This is a genomic window from Asanoa sp. NPDC049475, assembly GCF_040676915.1.
Lineage (GTDB): Bacteria > Actinomycetota > Actinomycetes > Mycobacteriales > Micromonosporaceae > Asanoa.
The window spans coordinates 566,809-585,249 of record NZ_JBFAPY010000004.1 but is presented as its reverse complement, the minus strand read 5'-3'; the positions used below and the strand labels follow the sequence as shown (position 1 = coordinate 585,249).

Below are 18,441 nucleotides of genomic sequence, written 5' to 3'. Positions count from 1 at the left end.
GGGTATGGCCGGGTGCGGCCCAACGGTACGGTCCGTGTCAGAGTGACGCAAGAAGTTTATCTATGCGTTGCAAGAATCGAACTGCACTTGCGTTCTGGAATGCGCCGGCTGGTCGTTGCGTTGCACACGCTGCACGTCAACGAACGGGAAGAAGGCTCCTCATGAAGGTCCGAACCTCGCTGCGCTCCCTGGCCCGCAAGCCCGGCGCGAAGATCGTCCGGCGCCGCGGCCGGATCATGGTGCTCAACCGGAAGAACCCGCGCTTCAGCGGCCGTCAGGGTTGATCTTTTCGCCTACGAAGAACGTTCGCGGAAGGCGGTCCTCCGAGGTCTCCTCGGTGACCGCCTTCGGCGTGAAACCGGCCTCCCGCAACAGTTCTAGCCACGTTGCTGTCGGATACAGGCCTGTCTCGTGGGTCTCGTGGGTCGTGTCCGTCCTGCCGTCGGCTTCGCGGAGCAGGAACGCGTACTCGGTCACTGTCGTCGTGTCGTTCGGGTCGGGGTCGTAGGACCAGCTCAGGTAGCGCGCGGCCCGGCCGTCGGGTGCGTCCGTGCCGCCGTGGTCGGTGCTCGGCTCGAAGGTCTCGGTGGTCGCGTCGGGCACGAACAGGGCTCGCCCATTGGGCGTCGTGTGCACGAAGGCGGTCGTGATCGCCCGTCGTAGGTCTTCCTCGGTGGTCATGTAGTCGATCGCGTCGTGCACGAAGACGGCGTCGAACTGCTGCCTGTCGAGCCGGAGGGTGCGCATGTCGCCCTGGCGGTGGGGCAGCTCGGGGTTGATCTTCTCGGACTCGGCGAGCATGGCCGGCTCGAGGTCGACGAGCGTGAGGTCGAAGTGCTCTTTGAGGTGGGCGGCGTTGTGGCCGCCGCCGCTGCCGAGCTCGAGGACGGTGCGCGCTCCCCGCAACAGCGCGGCCGCGAAGGCGGCCTCCTCGGCGTAGTCGGCGACCGGCGAGATCAGCGGCCACCAGGGCGCCAGATCCCGGTAGAACCGATGCCCACCCACCCCTTGATTGTCGGCCCGTCGTCACGCGATTTTCAGGCTGTCTGATTTGCCCGGTTCGTCGCTTCGACGCGCCGGGGGTACCCCGAGTTGGCATGTGCCGGGAGGCTCGGCTAAAGTTCTCATCCGTCGCCAGGAAACACAGCGACATGCGGACGTAGCGCAGTTGGTAGCGCATCACCTTGCCAAGGTGAGGGTCGCGGGTTCGAGTCCCGTCGTCCGCTCGGCACGTTGACGGAGAACACGGTGGAGTGGCCGAGAGGCGAGGCAACGGCCTGCAAAGCCGTCTACACGGGTTCAAATCCCGTCTCCACCTCGCGAGACCAATAGCAAGGGCGATTGGCGCAGTGGGAGCGCGCTTCCTTGACACGGAAGAGGTCACTGGTTCAAACCCAGTATCGCCCACCCGAAACGCGTATCAGACGCGGTCTGTGAAGGCGGTAAACGCCTGATCAGGCCGCGTTTTCGCTTGGTTCGCACAGGCCCGGCTGGGCGTGGTGGGCGCGCCACGGGCACGACTGTCGGGCCGCATATCGACTCTGACCAGAACGAACATCCGGCGGCGTCGGCTGACCAATTCAAGTCGAAATCCGTTCTACGGAGCGATGACGGCGGTCCCGGCCGTAGCTGGGCTCGGCTTCGCCGGACCGGCCGCGGCGGGTATCCGAGCAAACCGACCGTGGTGCTGGGGGCGCGTTCGCGGATGCGGCGGCCTGGACCGCGGCAGTGCTCAGCAGGCTGCCGGGTACGGGTGGTCGCGCCGGCGAATCCGCTACGGGCGCTGGCCTCCGACGTGGATTACCTGGAGGCGTTGCCGGCGCCCGTCACCGGTCGGTGACGGCGGCATGCCTGCTCCGCATTGACGTTACTGCGCGGTACGTGGCAAGGCGGGGCGCTCATGATCTTGTCGTCGCGGCGCGTCGGTCCTCCCGGCGCCGATGGCGTCGGCGTGCCGACGTCACGCCGCACGAGGCGGCATCGTTGGCGAAAGCTTTGTAAACAGTTGGAGTCGAAACGGTGGCCGAATCGTGTAGACGTCGGGATCGAAATTCGGCGTCGATGGTTCATTCGGCCCACAACGATCGCCGAGTGGGGCGGTGGGTTTACGCATCGAGATCCTGCGGGTGCCTGAAGTGATCATGGAGGGCCGGTGCCTCGCTGGCCGTGCACGTGCCGCCAGCTAACATCCCTCCGGCTCGACCAGGCCGCGCGCTGCCCTCCGCGATGGAGGTGGGCGCCGCGAGCCAGGTCGGCCGTTTCCTGTCGGCGGGCTGTTACGGGGGCCCCGCTCTGCAAAGGTGGCCATGCACAACAGCGATCAGCAGACCGCACTCATCCCCCGGCAACGACTGTCGGACTTCGACCCGGACGCGCGTCGTGATGCGTGGACCGAGCCGGAGGACGGTGCGGCGACCCAGCAGGGTCAGGCGGCCGCCCTGACGATGATCGCGTGGATCCTGCCAACCGTCATCATGGGCGCGCTCGGCACGGTCCGACTGACCTGGAGCAGCCTGTCCGCTTCCGAGCTGGACTACTGGGCGTTCGTGGTCACGCCCTGGGACCGTGCGACCGGGATCCTCGGCGAGCTGGACTCCGGGACCGTGCCCTACCATGTGGCGCTCAAGGGCTGGGCTGCCCTGGTCGGCAGCTCCGACCTCATGCTGCGCCTCCCATCCCTGATGTTCATGGCGTTCGCCGCCGGCCTGGTCGCGGCGGTGGGCGCGAAGCTGACGCGGCCGCGGACGGGCTTCACCGCCGGCATCATCTTCGTGATCGTGCCGGCCGCGACCCGGTTCGGCCAGGACATCGGCCCGACGGGCGCGGCTGTCTTCTTCACCGCGCTCAGCACCTACCTCCTGGTTCTGGTCCTGGGCAAGGGCACTGGCCCGCGGTACGTCGGCTACGCGTTGGCGGTCCTCGGCCTGGGCCTGGTCCAGCCCGTGTCGCTGGTGGTCCTGGTCGGCCACGGCATCGCGGTCGTGATGATGCGGCGCGGCGCGATGCTCGGCTGGCTGCTCGCGGCTGTCGTCGGCGCCCTCCCGGCCCTCGGGGCCGTCGTGTACTTCGGCCTGCCGCCCGTGCACATCGGCCTGGACGCGTCCAGCGAACTGCTGGACGTCAACGAGGTGGCGGGCGGACTCTTCGGCGCGGCGCTGCTCGCCGGCGCGGTGATCGGGCTGAGCCTGCGGAGCGTCTCCCTCCGCAAGCCCTCGGTCATCTACACCTGCTGGGCCCTCGTCCCCGTCGTGCTGCTCTACGCGCTGAGCCGGATCGGCCTCGGCTGGGAGGCCCCGGCGCTGGCGTTCACGCTTGGTGGCTGGGCGCTGCTCGGTGCGCACGCGCTGCACCATGCGCCGGTGTTCCGCGGCGTGGTCGCCGGCCTGACCCTGGCCGCGTTCTGCGTGCCGGGCCAGATCGACGTCCGCCAGCGCGACGGGCACGGCCTGGCCAGCGCGGAGCTTGGCGCGATCATCTCCGGTCAGGCGGAGAAGGGCGACGTCGTGGTCTACGGCCCGGGCCCCAAGGGCGCGGCCGTCGGCCGGGACGTCGTGTCCCGCTACGTGCCCGCCGACATCCGGCCGAAGGACGCGCTGGCCCTCGCACCGCCGCGGACCGATGGCAAGATCCTCGCCGACGAGTGCGTCCAGGTGGAGAAGTGCCTGAACGGCGCGCTGCGGGTCTGGCTAGTCCGCACCGACCGGGTCGACGCGCCGCTCTCCGGCTTGTCCCCGGAGAAGGCGGAGGCGCTCAGCAATCTCTACGACGTGGACAAGGCCTGGTATCTGCCTGGTCTGATGCTGGTCCGCCTGACGCTCAAGCCCACCGGTCCCGACCAGGTGCGGGTCGGCTGATGCTGGCCTTCCTGCTCCAGATCAATGCTTGGGCGACGACGGGGAAGCTGTTCCTGTTCGCCCTGTTCATGATCATGATTTGGTTCCTGTGGCTGCTGCGCGTGACCCTCGCGTCGTACTACAAGCCGTGGACCAAGCCGTATCACACCAGCACCGCGGTGATCATCCCAGTCGTGGACGAGCCGGAGGACCTGTTCCGGTCGGTGCTGTGGCGGATCATCGAGCAGCGGCCGACCGAGCTCATCGTCGTCATCAACGGCCCGCGGAACGAGACGCTGGAGAAGATCTGCGCCTCGATGGGCGTCCGCTGGGTGTGGACCGACATTCCCGGCAAGCGCAACGCGCTCCAGGTCGGCGTCGGCCTGATGGCTTCGGACATCGCGGTCCTGGTCGACTCGGACACGGTATGGACCAAGGACACGCTCTCCGAACTGATCAAGCCGTTCGCGGATCCGCGGGTCGGCGGCGTCACCACCCGGCAGCGGATCCTCGACCCGGACCGCAACGCGCTGACCCGCTGGGCCGACTGGCTGGAGAACGTGCGCAACGAGTACTCGATGCCCGGCATGAGCGTGCTCGGCACGATCGGCTGCCTGCCCGGCCGGACCATCGCGTTCCGCCGGTCGATCCTGGTCCGGTCGATGGACAAGTTCCTGCACGAGAAGTTCCTCGGCGTGTTCCTGGAGGTCAGCGACGACCGGACGCTGACCAACTACACGCTCAAGGCCGGCTTCCGCACGGTGTACCAGTCGACCTCGCTGGTCTACACGGACGCGCCGCTCCAGCTGAAGAAGCTGGCCAAGCAGCAGTACCGGTGGGCGCGCGGCTCGCAGTACAACACGCTGCGCATGCTGCCCTGGATGCTGCGGCACACCCCGCTTCTGGCCGTCTTCTACATCGCGGACATCGTCGTCCCGTTCGTGCTGGTCGGCTCGTTCATCTCGTGGGCGATCGCCCTGGTGGTCGGGCGCCAGCACGAGATCTACGACGCGCTGCCGCTCCCCGACACGCCCTGGCTGGCGCTCGTCTCGATCCTGCTGCTCAGTGGCGTGCTGACCGTGGTGTCGCTGGCCATCCGGTTCGGCAAGCACTTCGCGTACCGGGTGAACGACCTGCCTTATCTCCCGTTCTTTATGATCATCAATACTTTCCTGCTCATGCCGATCCGGGTGCTGGGCTTCTTCCGGCTGGCCCACAACGCCGGCTGGGGCACGCGCGCCGGCGGGTTCGCAGGCGAGAAGGAGCGCAACCCGCTGGAGACGGTGCCGTACATTCTGGGGAGCGTGCTGCTCGTGGCGTCGGTGATGATCGGTGTCTGACACGATGCGGGTCCGGAACGGCAAGCGCTCGGGCAAGCACAAGAACACGCTGGAACAGGGCGGCAGCCGCATCCGGTTCCGGGTGTGGATGACCATCAACTCGGTCATCCTGCTCGGCCTCACCGCCTGGATCCTGCTCCCCGACTCGACCGGCTCGGACCTCCCGGCGGTCGACTCCCCGCAGTCGCAGGTGGGGGCATCGGCCCTGCCGGAGGCGAGCGACGCGCCGCCGCCGACCAAAGAACAGGTCATGGCGATCCCGGGCGTACGGTTCGGGCTGAGCGCACCGCAGGTCCCGTACTCGTCGGAGGAGCTGAACCGGCTCAGCAACGCGGCCGGGGCCAGGCCGTCGATACTCCAGTTCTTCGTCAAGTGGACCGAGCCTTTGCGTCCCGAGGCGATCGGGCTTTCGTACGACCAGAACGCCCTGCCGCTCATCTCCTGGGAGCCGTGGGCGGGTTCGAGTGGCGGTGAGAGCCAGCCGAAGTACGCACTGGACACGATCACCGCCGGTGATCACGACAAGTACGTCCGCGCGTTCGCCACCACGATCAAGGACCTGGGCTACCCGGTCGCGCTGCGCTTCGCGCACGAGATGAACGGCAAGTGGTACCCGTGGTCGGAGAGCCGCTCCGGCAACGACAGGGGCGACTACGTCAAGGCGTGGCGGCACCTGCACGACGTCTTCGGCGAGGTGGGCGCGACCAACGTGATCTGGGTGTGGAGCCCGAACATCCTCCGCCCGGTACCGAACGTCAGCATCGAGAAGCTCTACCCCGGCGACAAGTACGTCGACTGGGCCGGCTTCGTCGGCTACGCGGTGGACGAGACCACGGCGAAGGCGGTCTTCCAGCCGACGATCACCGCCATCCGCAAGTTCACGAAGAAGCCGCTCCTGATCACCGAGACCGGCGCCCAGCCCGGCTCGAAGAAGCTCGGCTTCATCAAGGACTTCTTCGAGTGGCTCCCCGAACAGAACGGGCTGGTCGGCTTCGTCTGGTTCGAGTTCAGCGAGAAGCAGGGCGGTAGCGCCGACTGGCGCTACAGCGCCGACACTCGCTACGCCAAGGCCTTCAAGCAGGGCATGTCCAAGCTGAAGCTGGCCGCCCCACCCGTCCACCGATAAAGGAGCAGCCCGATGAGACGACGCTTTCTGCTGACCGGCGCCGCGGGCGCCGCCGTCGGTACGGTCGCGACCCTAGCGGTGCCGGGCACCGCCCAGGCCGCGGACACGACCATCGACGGCGACCTGACCGTGGGCACCGGCGCGGTCAGCAACGAACTGACCGTGATGTCATCGTTCGCGGGCGGTGACGACATTCCGGGCAGCACGACGGCGTTCGACTCGACCGGCCGGATCAACCTGCTGTCTTACCAGCGGGCCTACGTGCACCAGTACGGCGAGACGGTCCGCAACTTCCTGATGCGTAAGGATGCCAAGGCGATGACCGCCTGGTACGGCCCGGACGACCTGTACGACGCGAACCGCGACGCGATCGGCGACTGGCGCGACGCGAACGACTTCTCGCCGTGGGTCTGGACCGGCGCGCACTACGAGGCGAACGACCAGGGCTCGTTGCACGCGCACTGGGAGATCGAGGTGCCGGACAGCAACGGCGCGCTGCAGGGCCGGTTCGAGGTGCTCTTCGCCGACCAGGCCACCGGGAAGATCGGTCTGGACACCACGAAGATCCTCACCAACCTGGCTCACTTCGTCGTCCGCTGCTCGAACAACCAGCAGCTGCGGTTGCAGGCGGGTGCGGGTTCGGAGAAGGCGTTGGTCTTCACGAACGACACCGACGCGAAGAAGTCCCGGTGGAAGATTCGGACCACCAGCGAGGCCGAGTCCGGGGCGAACGCGGGCAGCAACTTCGAGGTGGCCCGGTACAACGACAGCGGCACTATGATCGACCAGCCGTTGATCGTGAACAGGGCGTCCGGTCAGATCACACTCTCCGGCCGGTCCGGCACCGGCGGCGGCGTGGTGATCAACCGGAACACCGGGGTCGCCCTGGCCGTCAACACCACCGGCGCTGCGGGCCAGGCCGTGGTGGTGACTGGCGCGGACACCGCGTCGGCGGCATACCAGACGAAGATCACCGGCGACACGACCAACCGGTTCCGGGTGCTGGTCGACGGCAAGATGGAGTGGGGCAACGGCACCGCCGCCCGTGACACGAACCTCTACCGCTCCGGCGTCGACACCCTCAAGACCGACGACACCCTGCACGTGGGCTCGTACTTCCGGCACCTCGGTGCGGGCCTCGGCTTCTTCGGCGCGGCCGCGGTCACCAAGCCGACCGTTTCCGGCTCCCGCGGCGGCAACGCGGCCCTGACCTCTCTCGTCACGGCGCTGGCCTCGCTCGGTTTGATCACCAACTCGACCAGCTGAACAGGACGATCATGGATCTGACCATCGAGGACTTCCAGCAGGTGCTGTTCGAGCTGTACATGGCGCAGCGGGAGAACAACCAGCTCCGGGCGGAGCTGGCCCGGCTCAAGGCCGGCGCGGGCGAAACCCCGCACGGCCATGTTCACCCGCACACGCACGACGGGGACGAGTGAGCCGCCGCCTGCTGCGCGTGGCGGTCCCGGTGGCCGCGGTCGTGCTGGCCGGCGCCCTCGCGGCGGTCGCGGTCGTCGCCACCTCCGGCGACGGGACCACGCCGCCGACCCAGCAGGCGACGACGCCGGCCACGCGGAAGGTCCCGGAGCGACCCGGGACCGTCACCGTGGACGTATCCCACGACCTCGGGCCGCTTTCCAACCCGGCCGATTTCCAGAATCAGAGCGGTCCCGCTTACCCCCTCGGCCCGAAGGACTTCGAGCGGGTCGCGGCCCTCGATCCGAAGGTGGTCCGCGCCTGGTTCAAGCCCGACCACTACTACGACCCCGAGACACGCGAGTTCGACTTCGACTATCCGACGATCGACGGCACGACCGACTACGACTACCTCGACCAGGTCGCCGCGCAAGGCACGATCCTCGGCAACTTCGACCAGTGCAACCAGAAGCTGATGCGGCTGGACGACCCCGCCGAATGCCGGTGGGTGCTCAAGGCCGGACTGCTGCACTACAAGAAGCGGTACCCGTCGCTGCGCTACATCGAGTTGTTCAACGAGCCGGACAAGACCTGGAAGCCGACCTCGATCGAGCAGCCGGCCGTCCCACTGGACGACTACTACAGCTGGTACCAGATCGGGTACGACGTGGTGAACGAGGTCAACGCCGAGCTGAAGCCAGGCGTGCCGCTGGAGCTGGGCGGCCCATCCTCCTACACGTTCAACACCAGCTTCCTCAAAGGCTTCCTCGACCGTTACCGGGCCGACACGAACCCGGCGAAGAAGCTCGCCTTCCTCTCCTACCACCAGTACAAGCAGCGGGAACGCCCGGCGGACGTGGCGAATGAGCGGGACCAAGTCCGCTCCTGGCTGCGTGAACGGAAGCTGGACGAGAACCGGCCCGTCTTCGTTACCGAGTACGGGGTTTTCCCCGGTCCGAACACCGGCACGACGTTCGAGGCGGACCTGCTCACCCAGGCGGCGGGGATGGCCACGATCGGGCGGTACTACGCGTACAGCGGCATGGACATGTACCTGCACTGGGTATATGACCACTTGGACAACGAGCGCAAGTCAATGCTGGTCGACGAGGTGGACGGTGACGTCTACCCGTACTACAACCTGGTCCTTATGCAACGGATGCTCGGCCCACGCCTGATCCCATCCGAGTCCACGATCCTCGACGAGGCAGGCATTGGCGTCTCGGCACTGGCGACCGCGAGCGACGACCGGATCGCGGTGCTACTCACCAACTACCAGTGGACGAACGGCACGGACGCGCACGACGTGACGCTCGCCCTGCGGAACCTGCCGCCCGCACTGACCGGCGGCGAGGTCAGCGTCGAGCGATATCTCGTGGACGCGGTGACGAGCAACCGCACCCACGACCCGGCCACCCAGGGCCTCCAGAAGGTCGAAGACTACGACGCCGTGCTGGGGCGATCCCCCGACCTGAGCCTGCACCTCGGTGTCAACGCCATGTCCCTGGTCGTGATCTCACGGCAGGCGGCGAGCTAGCGCCCCACGTAAGTGCGTTCTTTCAAACCTGGACGACTCACGGAGCGGCACGACCACCACCCGCGCGGCACTTGGGTTCAGGCGTTCTTCCGCCGCAGGCGCGACTGCGGCTCACGCTGAGGTGACGGATCCTGCCCGGAGCGGCGGTGACATGTCTGCGCCGCATTGAAGTAACTCCGTGTAACGCGGCATGGCGAGGCGCTCATGATCTTGTCGTCGCGGCGCGGCGGCGAACGGCCGCGACCGCCACGGATGGGACCTGAACTGGGAAACGCGGTTCTTATTCTCCCACGTCGGGTCCACCCGAACGCGTACCCGAACGCGCCCTGAGCAGACGGCAAACGCCTGGTCAGGTCGCGTTTTCGGTTAGTTCGCACAGGCCCGTTCGGGCGTGGTGGGGCCGCCGCCACAGGCAAGGCTGTCGGGCCACAGTTTTCTCTGGTGTAACCCGTCCGTGCTCGTGCTCGCCTATCTCCATGGCCTGGCCACTTCGGCAAGCCGTCACCGCGTCCTCGGTGGCGTGCGTCGTGAGGGGCCCCAGAAAACGACTCGTTGCGCCAACCACAGCGGTGTCCGTCGGATCTTGGACTGACTCCCTGCGTGTCGCTGCACATCCACTCATGTCGATGAGCGGATTGTCGGCCATGCCGGCGAGAGCGACCTTTGGGGTGCTGTGGTGCACCGATTATCCAGGCCGTTCCTGTCCCTCGGCTTCTACTGTCGTGGGATGACCTTTCCTGCTCGTCCGTCGTTGCCGCCCGACGTTGACCCGAACCTGTGGTTCGACACCGAGGGATGCGGACGGCACTACCTCCTTGATGGCAACCCGCACACGTTCGCCGGACGCATGTTGGCCTACTGCGCGGAGAGCGGCATTCGTATACGGGTGTCGAAGGGAGAGATCGGCGACTGCTCCGAGCAGACCAGGTACTTCGTACGCGGGTTCCTGTCCGGTAGTGAGTTGGCCCCGCCTGCATCGGGCGGCGGCGCCGAGCCGGCGTACCTCGCTTGGCAGGGGGCGGCCGCTCGTTTTCGGGACACCGGTCACTGGCCCGACGTCGACTCCGCCGCCCTTGTTGAGGTCGACGTTCCCGTTGGCTCCGGGGTCGGGGAAGTGCTCTACCCCGTGCTGACGCATGCATTGGGAGTACTGGCGCAGCGCCTCGGTCTTGTCCGCCGCCGGCGCACCGCCGTTGCCGCCGCCCTGGTACTGGCCGCACGCCGCTTGTGCCTTGTCCTGGGTGGCCTGGTCAATCCCCCTCGGGAGGTCGAATTCGACGTTGTCGCCGTTGAAGACCGGGTCCGACATGAGTACTCCGTGCTCGCGCATGCACTGCGCGTACTTGAACTGTCGGTCCCGGGCGCTCAGGCTGGGCGTCGGGCTCGCCGTGGCCTTCGGCTGGCCGGAGCCATCCACCGACGCCACCCCTTTTTCGGGGGTCGTACCGCAGCCGACCGCGAGTATCAACATCAGCGGCAGGGCGCTTACGATCGGCAACCATTTCCTCATCGGTCTCTCCCTCTTTTCCGTAACCGGGTTCGTGGGCAACCGCTTTGCCCGGGTAACAGGAGACCAGGGGCGCCGTGACGCTGCGGTGACCTTGGCTGTCACGCCGGTGTCACACGGGCTGGGAGAGACTGGGACGATGCGGGTACTGCTGATCGAGGACGAAGCGCTGCTGGCCCAGCGGGCCGCCGAGGGCCTGCGCGACCGGGGCTTCGCCGTCGATGTCGCGCTGGATGGCATCGACGGCCTACACAAGGCCGGAGCCAACCGGTACGACGTCGTGGTGCTCGATCGCGACCTGCCGCTTCTGCACGGCGACCAGGTGTGCACCGCGCTGACGGCGGGCGACGGCGGCGCGCGGATCCTCATGCTCACCGCCGCCGGCGAGGCGGCCGACAGGGTCGCCGGCCTGACTCTGGGCGCCGACGACTACCTGCCCAAGCCGTTCGTCTTCGACGAGCTGGTGCTGCGGATCCGGGCGCTGGGGCGCCGCGCCAACAACGCACCGCGGGTCCTCCAGCGCGCCGGCCTGACCTTTGACACCCCCCGCCGCGTGGTCACGCGCGACGGCCGGTTCATCCCGCTGACCACAAAGGAGCTGGCGGTGCTGGAGATCCTGATGACGGCCGACGGCGCCGTGGTGAGCTCCGAGGACCTCCTGGAGCGGGCCTGGGACGAGCATGCGGACCCGTTCACCACGGCGGTGCGGGTCACCATCGGCCGGCTGCGCCGCAAGCTCGGCGAGCCGACGCTGATCGAGACGGTCGTCGGCGCGGGGTACCGGCTGTGAGCGCCCCAACCCGCCGGTGGCACCCGTCGATCCGGCTGCGGCTCACGCTCACGTACGCGGTGATGCTGGTCGTAATCTGCGCGGCGCTGCTCGCACTCAACTACGCCATGCTCTACCACAGCCTGTACACGGAGATCGGACCACCCGCGAACGTGCAGGTGGAGTCCGGGACCACGCCGGGCGAGGAGACGCAGGAGCGCGTCGTGAAGGTCAAGCGGCAGGCCATGGCCGAGTTGCGCGCCAGCACGCTGCTGGACACCGCCGGTACCTCGGCCATCGCGCTGGCGGTCATCGCCGTGTTCGGCCTTGGCGCGTCCTGGCTGCTGGCCGGCCGCATGTTGCGGCCACTGCAGAAGCTCACCGCCACCACGCGTCGGATCTCTCAGGACCGGCTCCACGAGCGCATCGCGCTCACCGGACCCAACGACGAGCTCAAGGAGTTGGCCGACACGTTCGATGACATGGTGGCGCGGTTGGAAAACTCCTTCGCCAGCCAGCGCCGGTTCGCCGCCGACGCCGCACACGAGCTGCGCACCCCGCTCGCCATCGTCCGTACCGGCACCGAGGTGCTGCTCACCAAGCGGCACAGCACGGTCGAGCAGTGGGAGGCCATGGCGGCCCACACGCTGACCGCAACCGGCCGAGCCGAACGGTTACTGGACGGTCTGCTGGCGCTGGCCCGCAGCGACCGCGGAGCGCTCGTCCACGAGGCACACGACCTGGCGGCCATCGCGGCCACCGTGCTGGGCGAGGCGGACCACACGGCCGAGGCCGGCGACGTGACGATTACCAGCGACCTGCGCTCGGCGCCGGTCGACGGCGACCCGGTCCTGTTGGAGCGGCTGGTGCGAAACCTCGTGGACAACGCGATCCGGCACAACCACCGGGGTGGCTGGATCGAAATGACCACCCGCCATAGGCCCGACGTTGCGCTCGTCGTCGTACGCAACAGCGGCGAAACTATCCCGCCGGCCGAGATCGACCGGCTGTTCGAGCCGTTCCAGCGACTCGACCCGAACCGCCTCACGGCAGCCGGATCCAGCGGCCTGGGCCTAGCCATCGTGCGGTCGATCGTCCACGCACACCGTGGCACCGTCGTGGCCGCGCCGGAGCCCTCCGGCGGCCTGACGATCACCGTGGCCCTACCCGTGACCCCCCCGATCGGACGCGGATCGAACTCGCACGCACCTGACACCCGATGAGCAAAATGGGCTCGTGCCTTTCGTCGACGTCGCGCGACAGGCGCTCCCGTGAGTCAGGAACTTGCTATGGTCGGCCGCAGCTGTGCATGCTCGTGTCCGCGTAGGGCACGGTCCTTTCCTGCTCCTCCCGGGCCGCGACCGCCGTCGCCGTGATGTCCGCGAGTGCGACCGAACCGCCTGCCGCGGTTGGCGCGGCGCGGGCTGGCATGATCCGAGCGTGCGAAAGACTGTCGTCCTAGTCGGACTTGTAGTTTCGCTGACGGCCTGCACGCCGTTCAGCGATGGTGTCCGGCACGAGCGCTACCAGGCCAGCTCCGTTTCGATGGAGCCGACGATCGGGGAAGGTTCGATCGTCACCGCCGAGGTCGTGAAGCGGGGCGAGTACCAGCCGCGTACGGGCGATGTCGTCGTGTTCGATCCACCGGCAAGCTACGGCTGGAATCCCGATGGACGGCCACGGATCTATCGAGTGGTGGCGGTCTCGGGCGACACCATCGCCTGCTGCGACGCTCAGGACCGGATCATCCGTAACGGCACCGCGCAGGACGAGCCCTACATCATGGATGCCCGCATTCAGAAAGAATTCGAGCCCATCACCGTGCCCACCGGCGAGGTGTACCTCCTCGGCGACAACCGAGAGGCGGCCAACGACTCCTCGCTGAACGGAACGGTGCCGGTGGGAAACGTGATCGGCGTCGTCAAGCTCTGAGCATGCGGCCCGGCGACACCGGCGGTACAGGATGACCTACCGAAGCCGAGCCCTCGCGGGTCTAGGTGACGCGGGGGTGCCTCAGCCGACCGTGGACACGGGACGGTCGTTTCCGTCCGAGTCATGTCGGCTGTTCCGCCAGGCGAATCGTCTGACTGCCCTCGGGTGCCGTGATGGCCACGGAGGCGGTGCGGCCGGCGTGATGGACGACGTACTCGCCGAGGAAGCCGCAGATGGTGACGCGTCCGGCGTTGTCCGTTCGCAAGCTCGTCGGAGACAACCACCACTCCTGCTTCACCAGGGCGCGCAGCGCGTCGTAGGCCGGCTTCGGTGTGCCGTCCGCGCGGACGAGGCCGGACGGCGCGCCGAGCCAGGCTCCCGCGTCCGACAAGCCCCAGTACGTGATCGCCTGGATCGAGGGGTGTGAGAGCAGCGTGCGGTAGTGCCGCACGAGCTCCTCGGCCTGGCGTTGCTCGCCGGCTGGGGTCGAGGGCCACGACCGCACCTGGTAGTCGTTCAGGTCTTCGATCTCCGGCGGCATGAGAGCGCCCGAGACCAGCGACGTCTCGGTCATGTGGATCGGGAGTCCGTAGCGGCCGAACCGGTCCAGGATCGCCAGCGTTCGCTCCTCGCCCCAGTAGCCCTGGTGCATGTGGGTCTGCAGGCCGATCGCGTCGACCTGGATGCCGGCCTCCAGGACGCCCTCGATCAGGCACTCGTACGCCGTCGTCAGGTCGAAGTCGTTGATCAGGAGAGTCGCCGCCGGGTTGGTCGCGCGGGCCTCCTCGAACGCGAGTCGGACCGTCGCGATCCGGCCCCGCTCCCACGCCAGCCGGGTGATCGCGTTGCGCCGCTCCTCGTTGCGGAACACCGGCATGATCACCGCTTCGTTGATCGCGTCCCACGAGTCCACGACGTCCGCGAAGTCCGCTACCTCGCGCCTGATGCGCGCTCGGACTGCCGCCTCCACCTCATCGGTCGAGGCTTCGAGCAGCCAGTCGGCGGTCAGTGTGTGCCACACCAGCGGGTGCCCCTTCACCCGGCAACCCCGCTCGACGAACCACTTCGCCGCCCGGTGCAGCCGCTCGGTGTCGGGGCGGCCGCGCTCCGGCTCGAAGGGGCCCCAGTAGAACGGCAGCGTCGCCGTGTTGAAGACGTCCAACCACAGGTCGGCCAGGCCCGCCGCCGCGGACGACACGTCGATCAGCTCGAAGCCGATGTTGCCGAAGGAGAAGGCGTGGGCGCGCTGCTCGATGGTGACGTCGCTGTCGCTCAGCGGCTGGCCGTCGACGTCGAGCACGGTGACCAGGACTTCGCCGTAACGGTGATTAAGGTCGATGTCCGTCACCTCGGGACTCCTGTCGCATCAGTCGGGTTCGTCGCAACTTCCACGCAGTTTCGGAGACTTTCGCCGCTCAGGTCTTTAGATCGTGGCCTCCGAGCAGCTAGGCGAACATCTTGACATGCACATGGATCTGTTCCTAGTTTTGGCGACACATTCCGGAAAACATTCCGAAACTTTCGGTCCGAGAGGTGAGCCTCATGGCACCCAAAAAGACCTTCGCGATGGCTGCCGTGGTGGCGTTGGCCGCCGCGAGCTTGGCCGCCTGCGGTGGCGGCGACGACGACAACGGCGGCTCGGGCGGCAATGTCACGATGCAGCTCTGGATCAACGCGACGACCGGTCCCGGCAAGGCGTTCTGGGACAAGGCGGCCGCCGACTTCCACACCGCCAACCCGAACGTCACCATCAAGGTCCAGTCGATTCAGAACGAGGACCTGGACGGCAAGCTCCAGACCGCGCTGAACTCCGGCTCCGCGCCCGACATCTTCCTGCAGCGCGGCGGCGGCAAGATGGCCGCGATGGCCGAGGCCGGCCAGCTCAAGGACATCACCGCCGACATCACCGACGCGACCAGGGACGCGGTCGGGGACGCAGCGCTGAAGACCGGACAGATCGACGGCAAGGCGTACGCGGTGCCGATCTCGATCCTGCCCGGGGGCCTCTGGTACAGCAAGGACCTGTTCCAGCAGGCCGGTGTCACGGCGCCGCCGACCACGCTGGACGAGCTCAACACCGCGGTGACCAAGCTCAAGGCCAAGGGCACGCCGATCGCCCTTGGCGGCAAGGACGCGTGGCCGGCCGCCCACTGGTACTACTTCTTCGCTCTGCGCGCCTGCAGCCAGTCCACACTCGACGCAGCGGCCAAGAGCAAGACCTTCGACGACGCCTGCTGGACCAAAGCCGGTGAGGACCTCAAGGCGTTCGCCGACACCAAGCCGTTCAACGAGGGCTTCCTGACGACCTCGGCTCAGCAGGGTGCCGGCAGCTCGGCGGGCCTGCTGGCCAACCACAAGGCGAGCATGGAGCTCATGGGCGCCTGGAACCCGGGCGTGATCGCCTCCTTGACGAAGGACACCAAGCCGCTGCCCGACCTGAGCTTCTTCCCCTTCCCGGCGGTCCCCGGTGGGCAGGGTGACCCGGCCGCGATCATGGGCGGTGCCGACGGCTACTCGTGCTCGGCCGGCGCGCCGAAGGAGTGCTCCGACTTCCTCAACTTCATCCTGACCAAGGACGCGCAGGAGGAGTACTACAAGGCCTTCAACGCGCTGCCGGTCAACAAGCAGGCGCAGGGCGCGGTCACCGAGGACTACCTCAAGGCGGTCCTCGACGCCTACAACAAGGCACCGTACGTGTCGCAGTGGCTCGACACGGTGTACGGCCAGAACGTGGGCAACGCGCTCAACGTCAGCGTCGTGAACCTGCTCGCCGGCAAGGGAGACGTCGCCGGAATCATCAAGGACGTGAACGAAGCGGCCAAGAAGGGCTGAGAGGTAACCCGACGATGAGCAGCAGCTTCGGTGGCGAAGGCTCAGCGGTCACTGAGGATGCGCCCGGCAGTCGCGTGCGGAACGGAGGTGGCGTGCAGGCGCCGCCTCCGTCCCGTCCCCGCCGGCGCGGAATCGGATGGGCGCAACGCCTGGAGATCACGGCACTGTCCGGTCCCGCGATCGTGATGTTCGTCGGCTTCGTGATCTTCCCGGTCCTGATGGCCGCGTACTACGGCTTCTACCGGTGGAAGGGTTTCGGGGTACCGACCAACTTCGTCAACTTCGACAACTACCAGACCATCCTGCAGGACAAGGACTTCCTCGAGGCGCTGTGGCACAACGGCCTGATCGTCGTGCTGTCGCTCGTCATCCAGGGTCCCATCGCGATCGGCCTCGCCCTGCTGCTCAACCAGCGGGTGCGCGGCCAGTCGGTCATCCGGGTGCTCATCTTCGTCCCGTTCGTGATCGCCGAGGTCATCGCGGGCACGGGCTGGAGCCTGATGCTCCAGACCAACGGCGCGGTCAACGGCATCCTGCGGTCGATCGGCCTGGGCTCGCTGGCCGAGGACTGGCTGGCGAACCCGAAGCTCGCGCTCTGGAGCCTGATGGCGATCCTGACCTGGAAGTACATCGGGTTCGCCGTGATCCTGTTCCTGGCCGGAATGCAGAACATCCCCGAGGAGCTGTCCGAGGCGGCCGCGGTGGACGGCGCCTCGTACTGGCAGACCCAGCGGCGGATCACCCTGCCGCTGCTCGGGCCGACGATCCGGATCTGGGCGTTCCTGTCCATCATCGGCGCGTTGCAGTTGTTCGACCTCGTGTACGTCATCTGGGGCCAGTACGTCGCGGGAACGGCCGGCACCTCGACGATGGCGACGTACATGGTCGTCGAGGGCCGGAACGCGGGCAACTACGGCTACGGCAACGCGGTGGCGGTCGTGCTGTTCGTCATCTCTTTGATCATCGCGCTCGTGTACCAGCGCTTCGTTCTGCGCCGGGACACCGAGGGCGCGCTCACCGAAGGACGGTAGGACATGGCCAGAGGCACTCTTTCCCGGCGCCGGCCGAGGAAGAAAAGCGGCTGGGGCAACCCGATCGTCTACCTGGTGGCCCTGCTGCTGATCGGTCTCATGCTCGGACCCGTCCTCTACATCATCCTCGGCGGCTTCCGGACGAACTCGCAGATCACCGTCGACCCCGCGGGCCTGCCGAACCCGTGGGTGTTCAGCAACTACACCGAGGTCATGAAGAGCGAGACCTTCTGGCGCCAGGCGACCAACTCGACGATCGTGGCCGTCGCCACCACCGTCGGGGTCGTCGTGCTGGGTGTGATGGCGAGCTACGTACTGGCCCGGTACCGGTTCCGCGGCCGCGGGGCGATGTACGCGTTGTTCGCCGCCGGTCTGATGTTCCCCATCACGGTCGCCATCACGCCGCTGTACATCCTGATCAAGGACCTGGGCCTGGTGAACACCCTCCCCGGCATCATCCTTCCCCAGATCGCCTTCGGACTGCCCACGACGATCATCATTCTGGTCCCCTTCCTGCAGGCGATCCCGAGGGAGATCGAGGAGGCCGCCGCCATCGACCGCTGCAGCCGGCTCGGCTTCTTCTGGCGGATGGCGCTGCCGCTGTCGGTGCCGGGCCTGATCACCACCGGGATCCTCGCCTTCGTCGGCAGCTGGAACAGCTACCTCCTGCCGCTGTTCATCCTGAACAGCGAGGACACCTTCACGCTGCCGCTGGGGGTACGGGCGTTCGCGTCGCAGTACTCGGTCGACACCGCGCGGGTCCTGGCGTTCACGTCGCTGTCGATGATCCCGGCGCTGGTCTTCTTCAGCCTGTTCCAACGCCGCATCGTCGGCGGCCTCACCGGCGCGCTGAAGGGGTGAGTGTGCTCTTACCGGCCGGGAGGTAGGCGACGGCGTGCGCCATGTTTCCTTTCTGTAACCGCGCTGGCTCCGCTTGAAGATCAAATGCCAGGTTCGTTCAGGTAACGGGTTGGCGAAAGCCTCAAGACTTACTCAAGATCGTTGCGATCGCCCCATGAGGACAGTCAGGCTGACGGGCACCGATGTCTTGATCAAGACAGGGTCCCCCCACCTGGAGGTTCCATTGAACCAACGGCGGTCGACAGTAATAGCAATCT

15 protein-coding genes, 3 tRNA genes and 1 pseudogene are annotated in these 18,441 nt (G+C 67.3%); 17 read left to right on the top strand and 2 right to left on the bottom strand.

Going from position 1 to position 18,441, the window contains the following annotated elements; all coding sequences use genetic code 11:
• Positions 1–161 precede the first annotated feature (161 nt).
• Positions 162–284: a 50S ribosomal protein L36 gene (gene rpmJ, locus AB0J88_RS18265; RefSeq protein WP_089248164.1), complete on the top strand. Its 123-nt coding sequence runs from the start codon at positions 162–164 to the stop codon at positions 282–284.
• Here the strand turns inward: rpmJ and AB0J88_RS18260 are convergent.
• Complete coding sequence (locus tag AB0J88_RS18260; RefSeq protein ID WP_364343005.1) at positions 265–1,005, bottom strand: class I SAM-dependent methyltransferase; 741 nt, start codon at positions 1,003–1,005, stop codon at positions 265–267. The genes rpmJ and AB0J88_RS18260 overlap by 20 nt on opposite strands.
• 148 nt (positions 1,006–1,153) lie before the next feature.
• Between AB0J88_RS18260 and AB0J88_RS18255 the strand changes: the two genes are divergently transcribed.
• From AB0J88_RS18255 to lepB, 13 genes and pseudogenes are all read left to right on the top strand, one after another.
• Positions 1,154–1,226, top strand: a tRNA-Gly gene (locus tag AB0J88_RS18255).
• Between the two features lie 21 nt (positions 1,227–1,247).
• Positions 1,248–1,318: transfer RNA gene (locus tag AB0J88_RS18250), tRNA-Cys, on the top strand.
• 17 nt (positions 1,319–1,335) lie between these two features.
• Positions 1,336–1,407, top strand: a tRNA-Val gene (locus tag AB0J88_RS18245).
• Between the two features lie 899 nt (positions 1,408–2,306).
• Complete coding sequence (locus AB0J88_RS18240) at positions 2,307–3,854, top strand: glycosyltransferase family 39 protein (RefSeq protein ID WP_364343008.1); 1,548 nt, start codon at positions 2,307–2,309, stop codon at positions 3,852–3,854.
• The gene (locus AB0J88_RS18235) at positions 3,854–5,173 is read left to right on the top strand and encodes a glycosyltransferase family 2 protein (protein ID WP_364343011.1); all 1,320 of its coding nucleotides are present in this window, start codon (positions 3,854–3,856) and stop codon (positions 5,171–5,173) included. The genes AB0J88_RS18240 and AB0J88_RS18235 overlap by 1 nt, the downstream gene beginning before the upstream one ends.
• A complete protein-coding gene (locus AB0J88_RS18230; RefSeq protein ID WP_364343014.1) occupies positions 5,166–6,299 on the top strand; it encodes a glycosyl hydrolase in 1,134 nt (377 codons plus the stop codon). The genes AB0J88_RS18235 and AB0J88_RS18230 overlap by 8 nt, the downstream gene beginning before the upstream one ends.
• 12 nt (positions 6,300–6,311) lie before the next feature.
• Positions 6,312–7,565, top strand: a complete 1,254-nt coding sequence (locus AB0J88_RS18225) for a hypothetical protein (protein ID WP_364343017.1) — start codon at positions 6,312–6,314, stop codon at positions 7,563–7,565.
• An 11-nt stretch (positions 7,566–7,576) separates the two neighbouring features.
• Positions 7,577–7,738 carry a hypothetical protein gene (locus AB0J88_RS18220; protein ID WP_364343020.1) on the top strand — a complete coding sequence of 54 codons (162 nt, stop codon included), beginning with the start codon at positions 7,577–7,579 and terminating at the stop codon, positions 7,736–7,738.
• Positions 7,735–9,252 (top strand): hypothetical protein, encoded by a 1,518-nt coding sequence (locus AB0J88_RS18215; RefSeq protein ID WP_364343023.1) that lies wholly within the window; start codon positions 7,735–7,737, stop codon positions 9,250–9,252. The genes AB0J88_RS18220 and AB0J88_RS18215 overlap by 4 nt, the downstream gene beginning before the upstream one ends.
• Before the next feature lie 727 nt (positions 9,253–9,979).
• Positions 9,980–10,330 (top strand): annotated as a pseudogene (locus AB0J88_RS18210) (hypothetical protein); the annotation flags it as partial.
• A gap of 568 nt (positions 10,331–10,898) precedes the next feature.
• Positions 10,899–11,549: a response regulator transcription factor gene (locus AB0J88_RS18205; RefSeq protein ID WP_364343026.1), complete on the top strand. Its 651-nt coding sequence runs from the start codon at positions 10,899–10,901 to the stop codon at positions 11,547–11,549.
• On the top strand, positions 11,546–12,751 hold the full coding sequence (locus tag AB0J88_RS18200; protein WP_364343029.1) for an ATP-binding protein: 1,206 nt from the start codon (positions 11,546–11,548) through the stop codon (positions 12,749–12,751). The genes AB0J88_RS18205 and AB0J88_RS18200 overlap by 4 nt, the downstream gene beginning before the upstream one ends.
• A gap of 217 nt (positions 12,752–12,968) precedes the next feature.
• Positions 12,969–13,460, top strand: a complete 492-nt coding sequence (gene lepB / locus AB0J88_RS18195) for a signal peptidase I (protein ID WP_364343032.1) — start codon at positions 12,969–12,971, stop codon at positions 13,458–13,460.
• A 121-nt stretch (positions 13,461–13,581) separates the two neighbouring features.
• Here the strand turns inward: lepB and AB0J88_RS18190 are convergent, their stop codons facing one another.
• Positions 13,582–14,808 (bottom strand): endo-1,4-beta-xylanase, encoded by a 1,227-nt coding sequence (locus AB0J88_RS18190; protein ID WP_364343035.1) that lies wholly within the window; start codon positions 14,806–14,808, stop codon positions 13,582–13,584.
• Positions 14,809–15,002: 194 nt separating this feature from the next.
• Here AB0J88_RS18190 and AB0J88_RS18185 point away from each other — a divergent pair, with 194 nt between their 5' ends.
• The 3 genes from AB0J88_RS18185 (at position 15,003) to AB0J88_RS18175 (ending at position 18,184) form a co-directional block, all read left to right on the top strand.
• Positions 15,003–16,292, top strand: a complete 1,290-nt coding sequence (locus AB0J88_RS18185) for an extracellular solute-binding protein (RefSeq protein WP_364343038.1) — start codon at positions 15,003–15,005, stop codon at positions 16,290–16,292.
• A gap of 92 nt (positions 16,293–16,384) precedes the next feature.
• Entirely contained in the window at positions 16,385–17,323 is a 939-nt protein-coding gene (locus AB0J88_RS18180) for a sugar ABC transporter permease (protein ID WP_364343041.1), read from the top strand.
• A 3-nt stretch (positions 17,324–17,326) separates the two neighbouring features.
• A complete protein-coding gene (locus tag AB0J88_RS18175) occupies positions 17,327–18,184 on the top strand; it encodes a carbohydrate ABC transporter permease (protein WP_364343044.1) in 858 nt (285 codons plus the stop codon).
• The last annotated feature ends 257 nt before the right edge of the window (positions 18,185–18,441 follow it).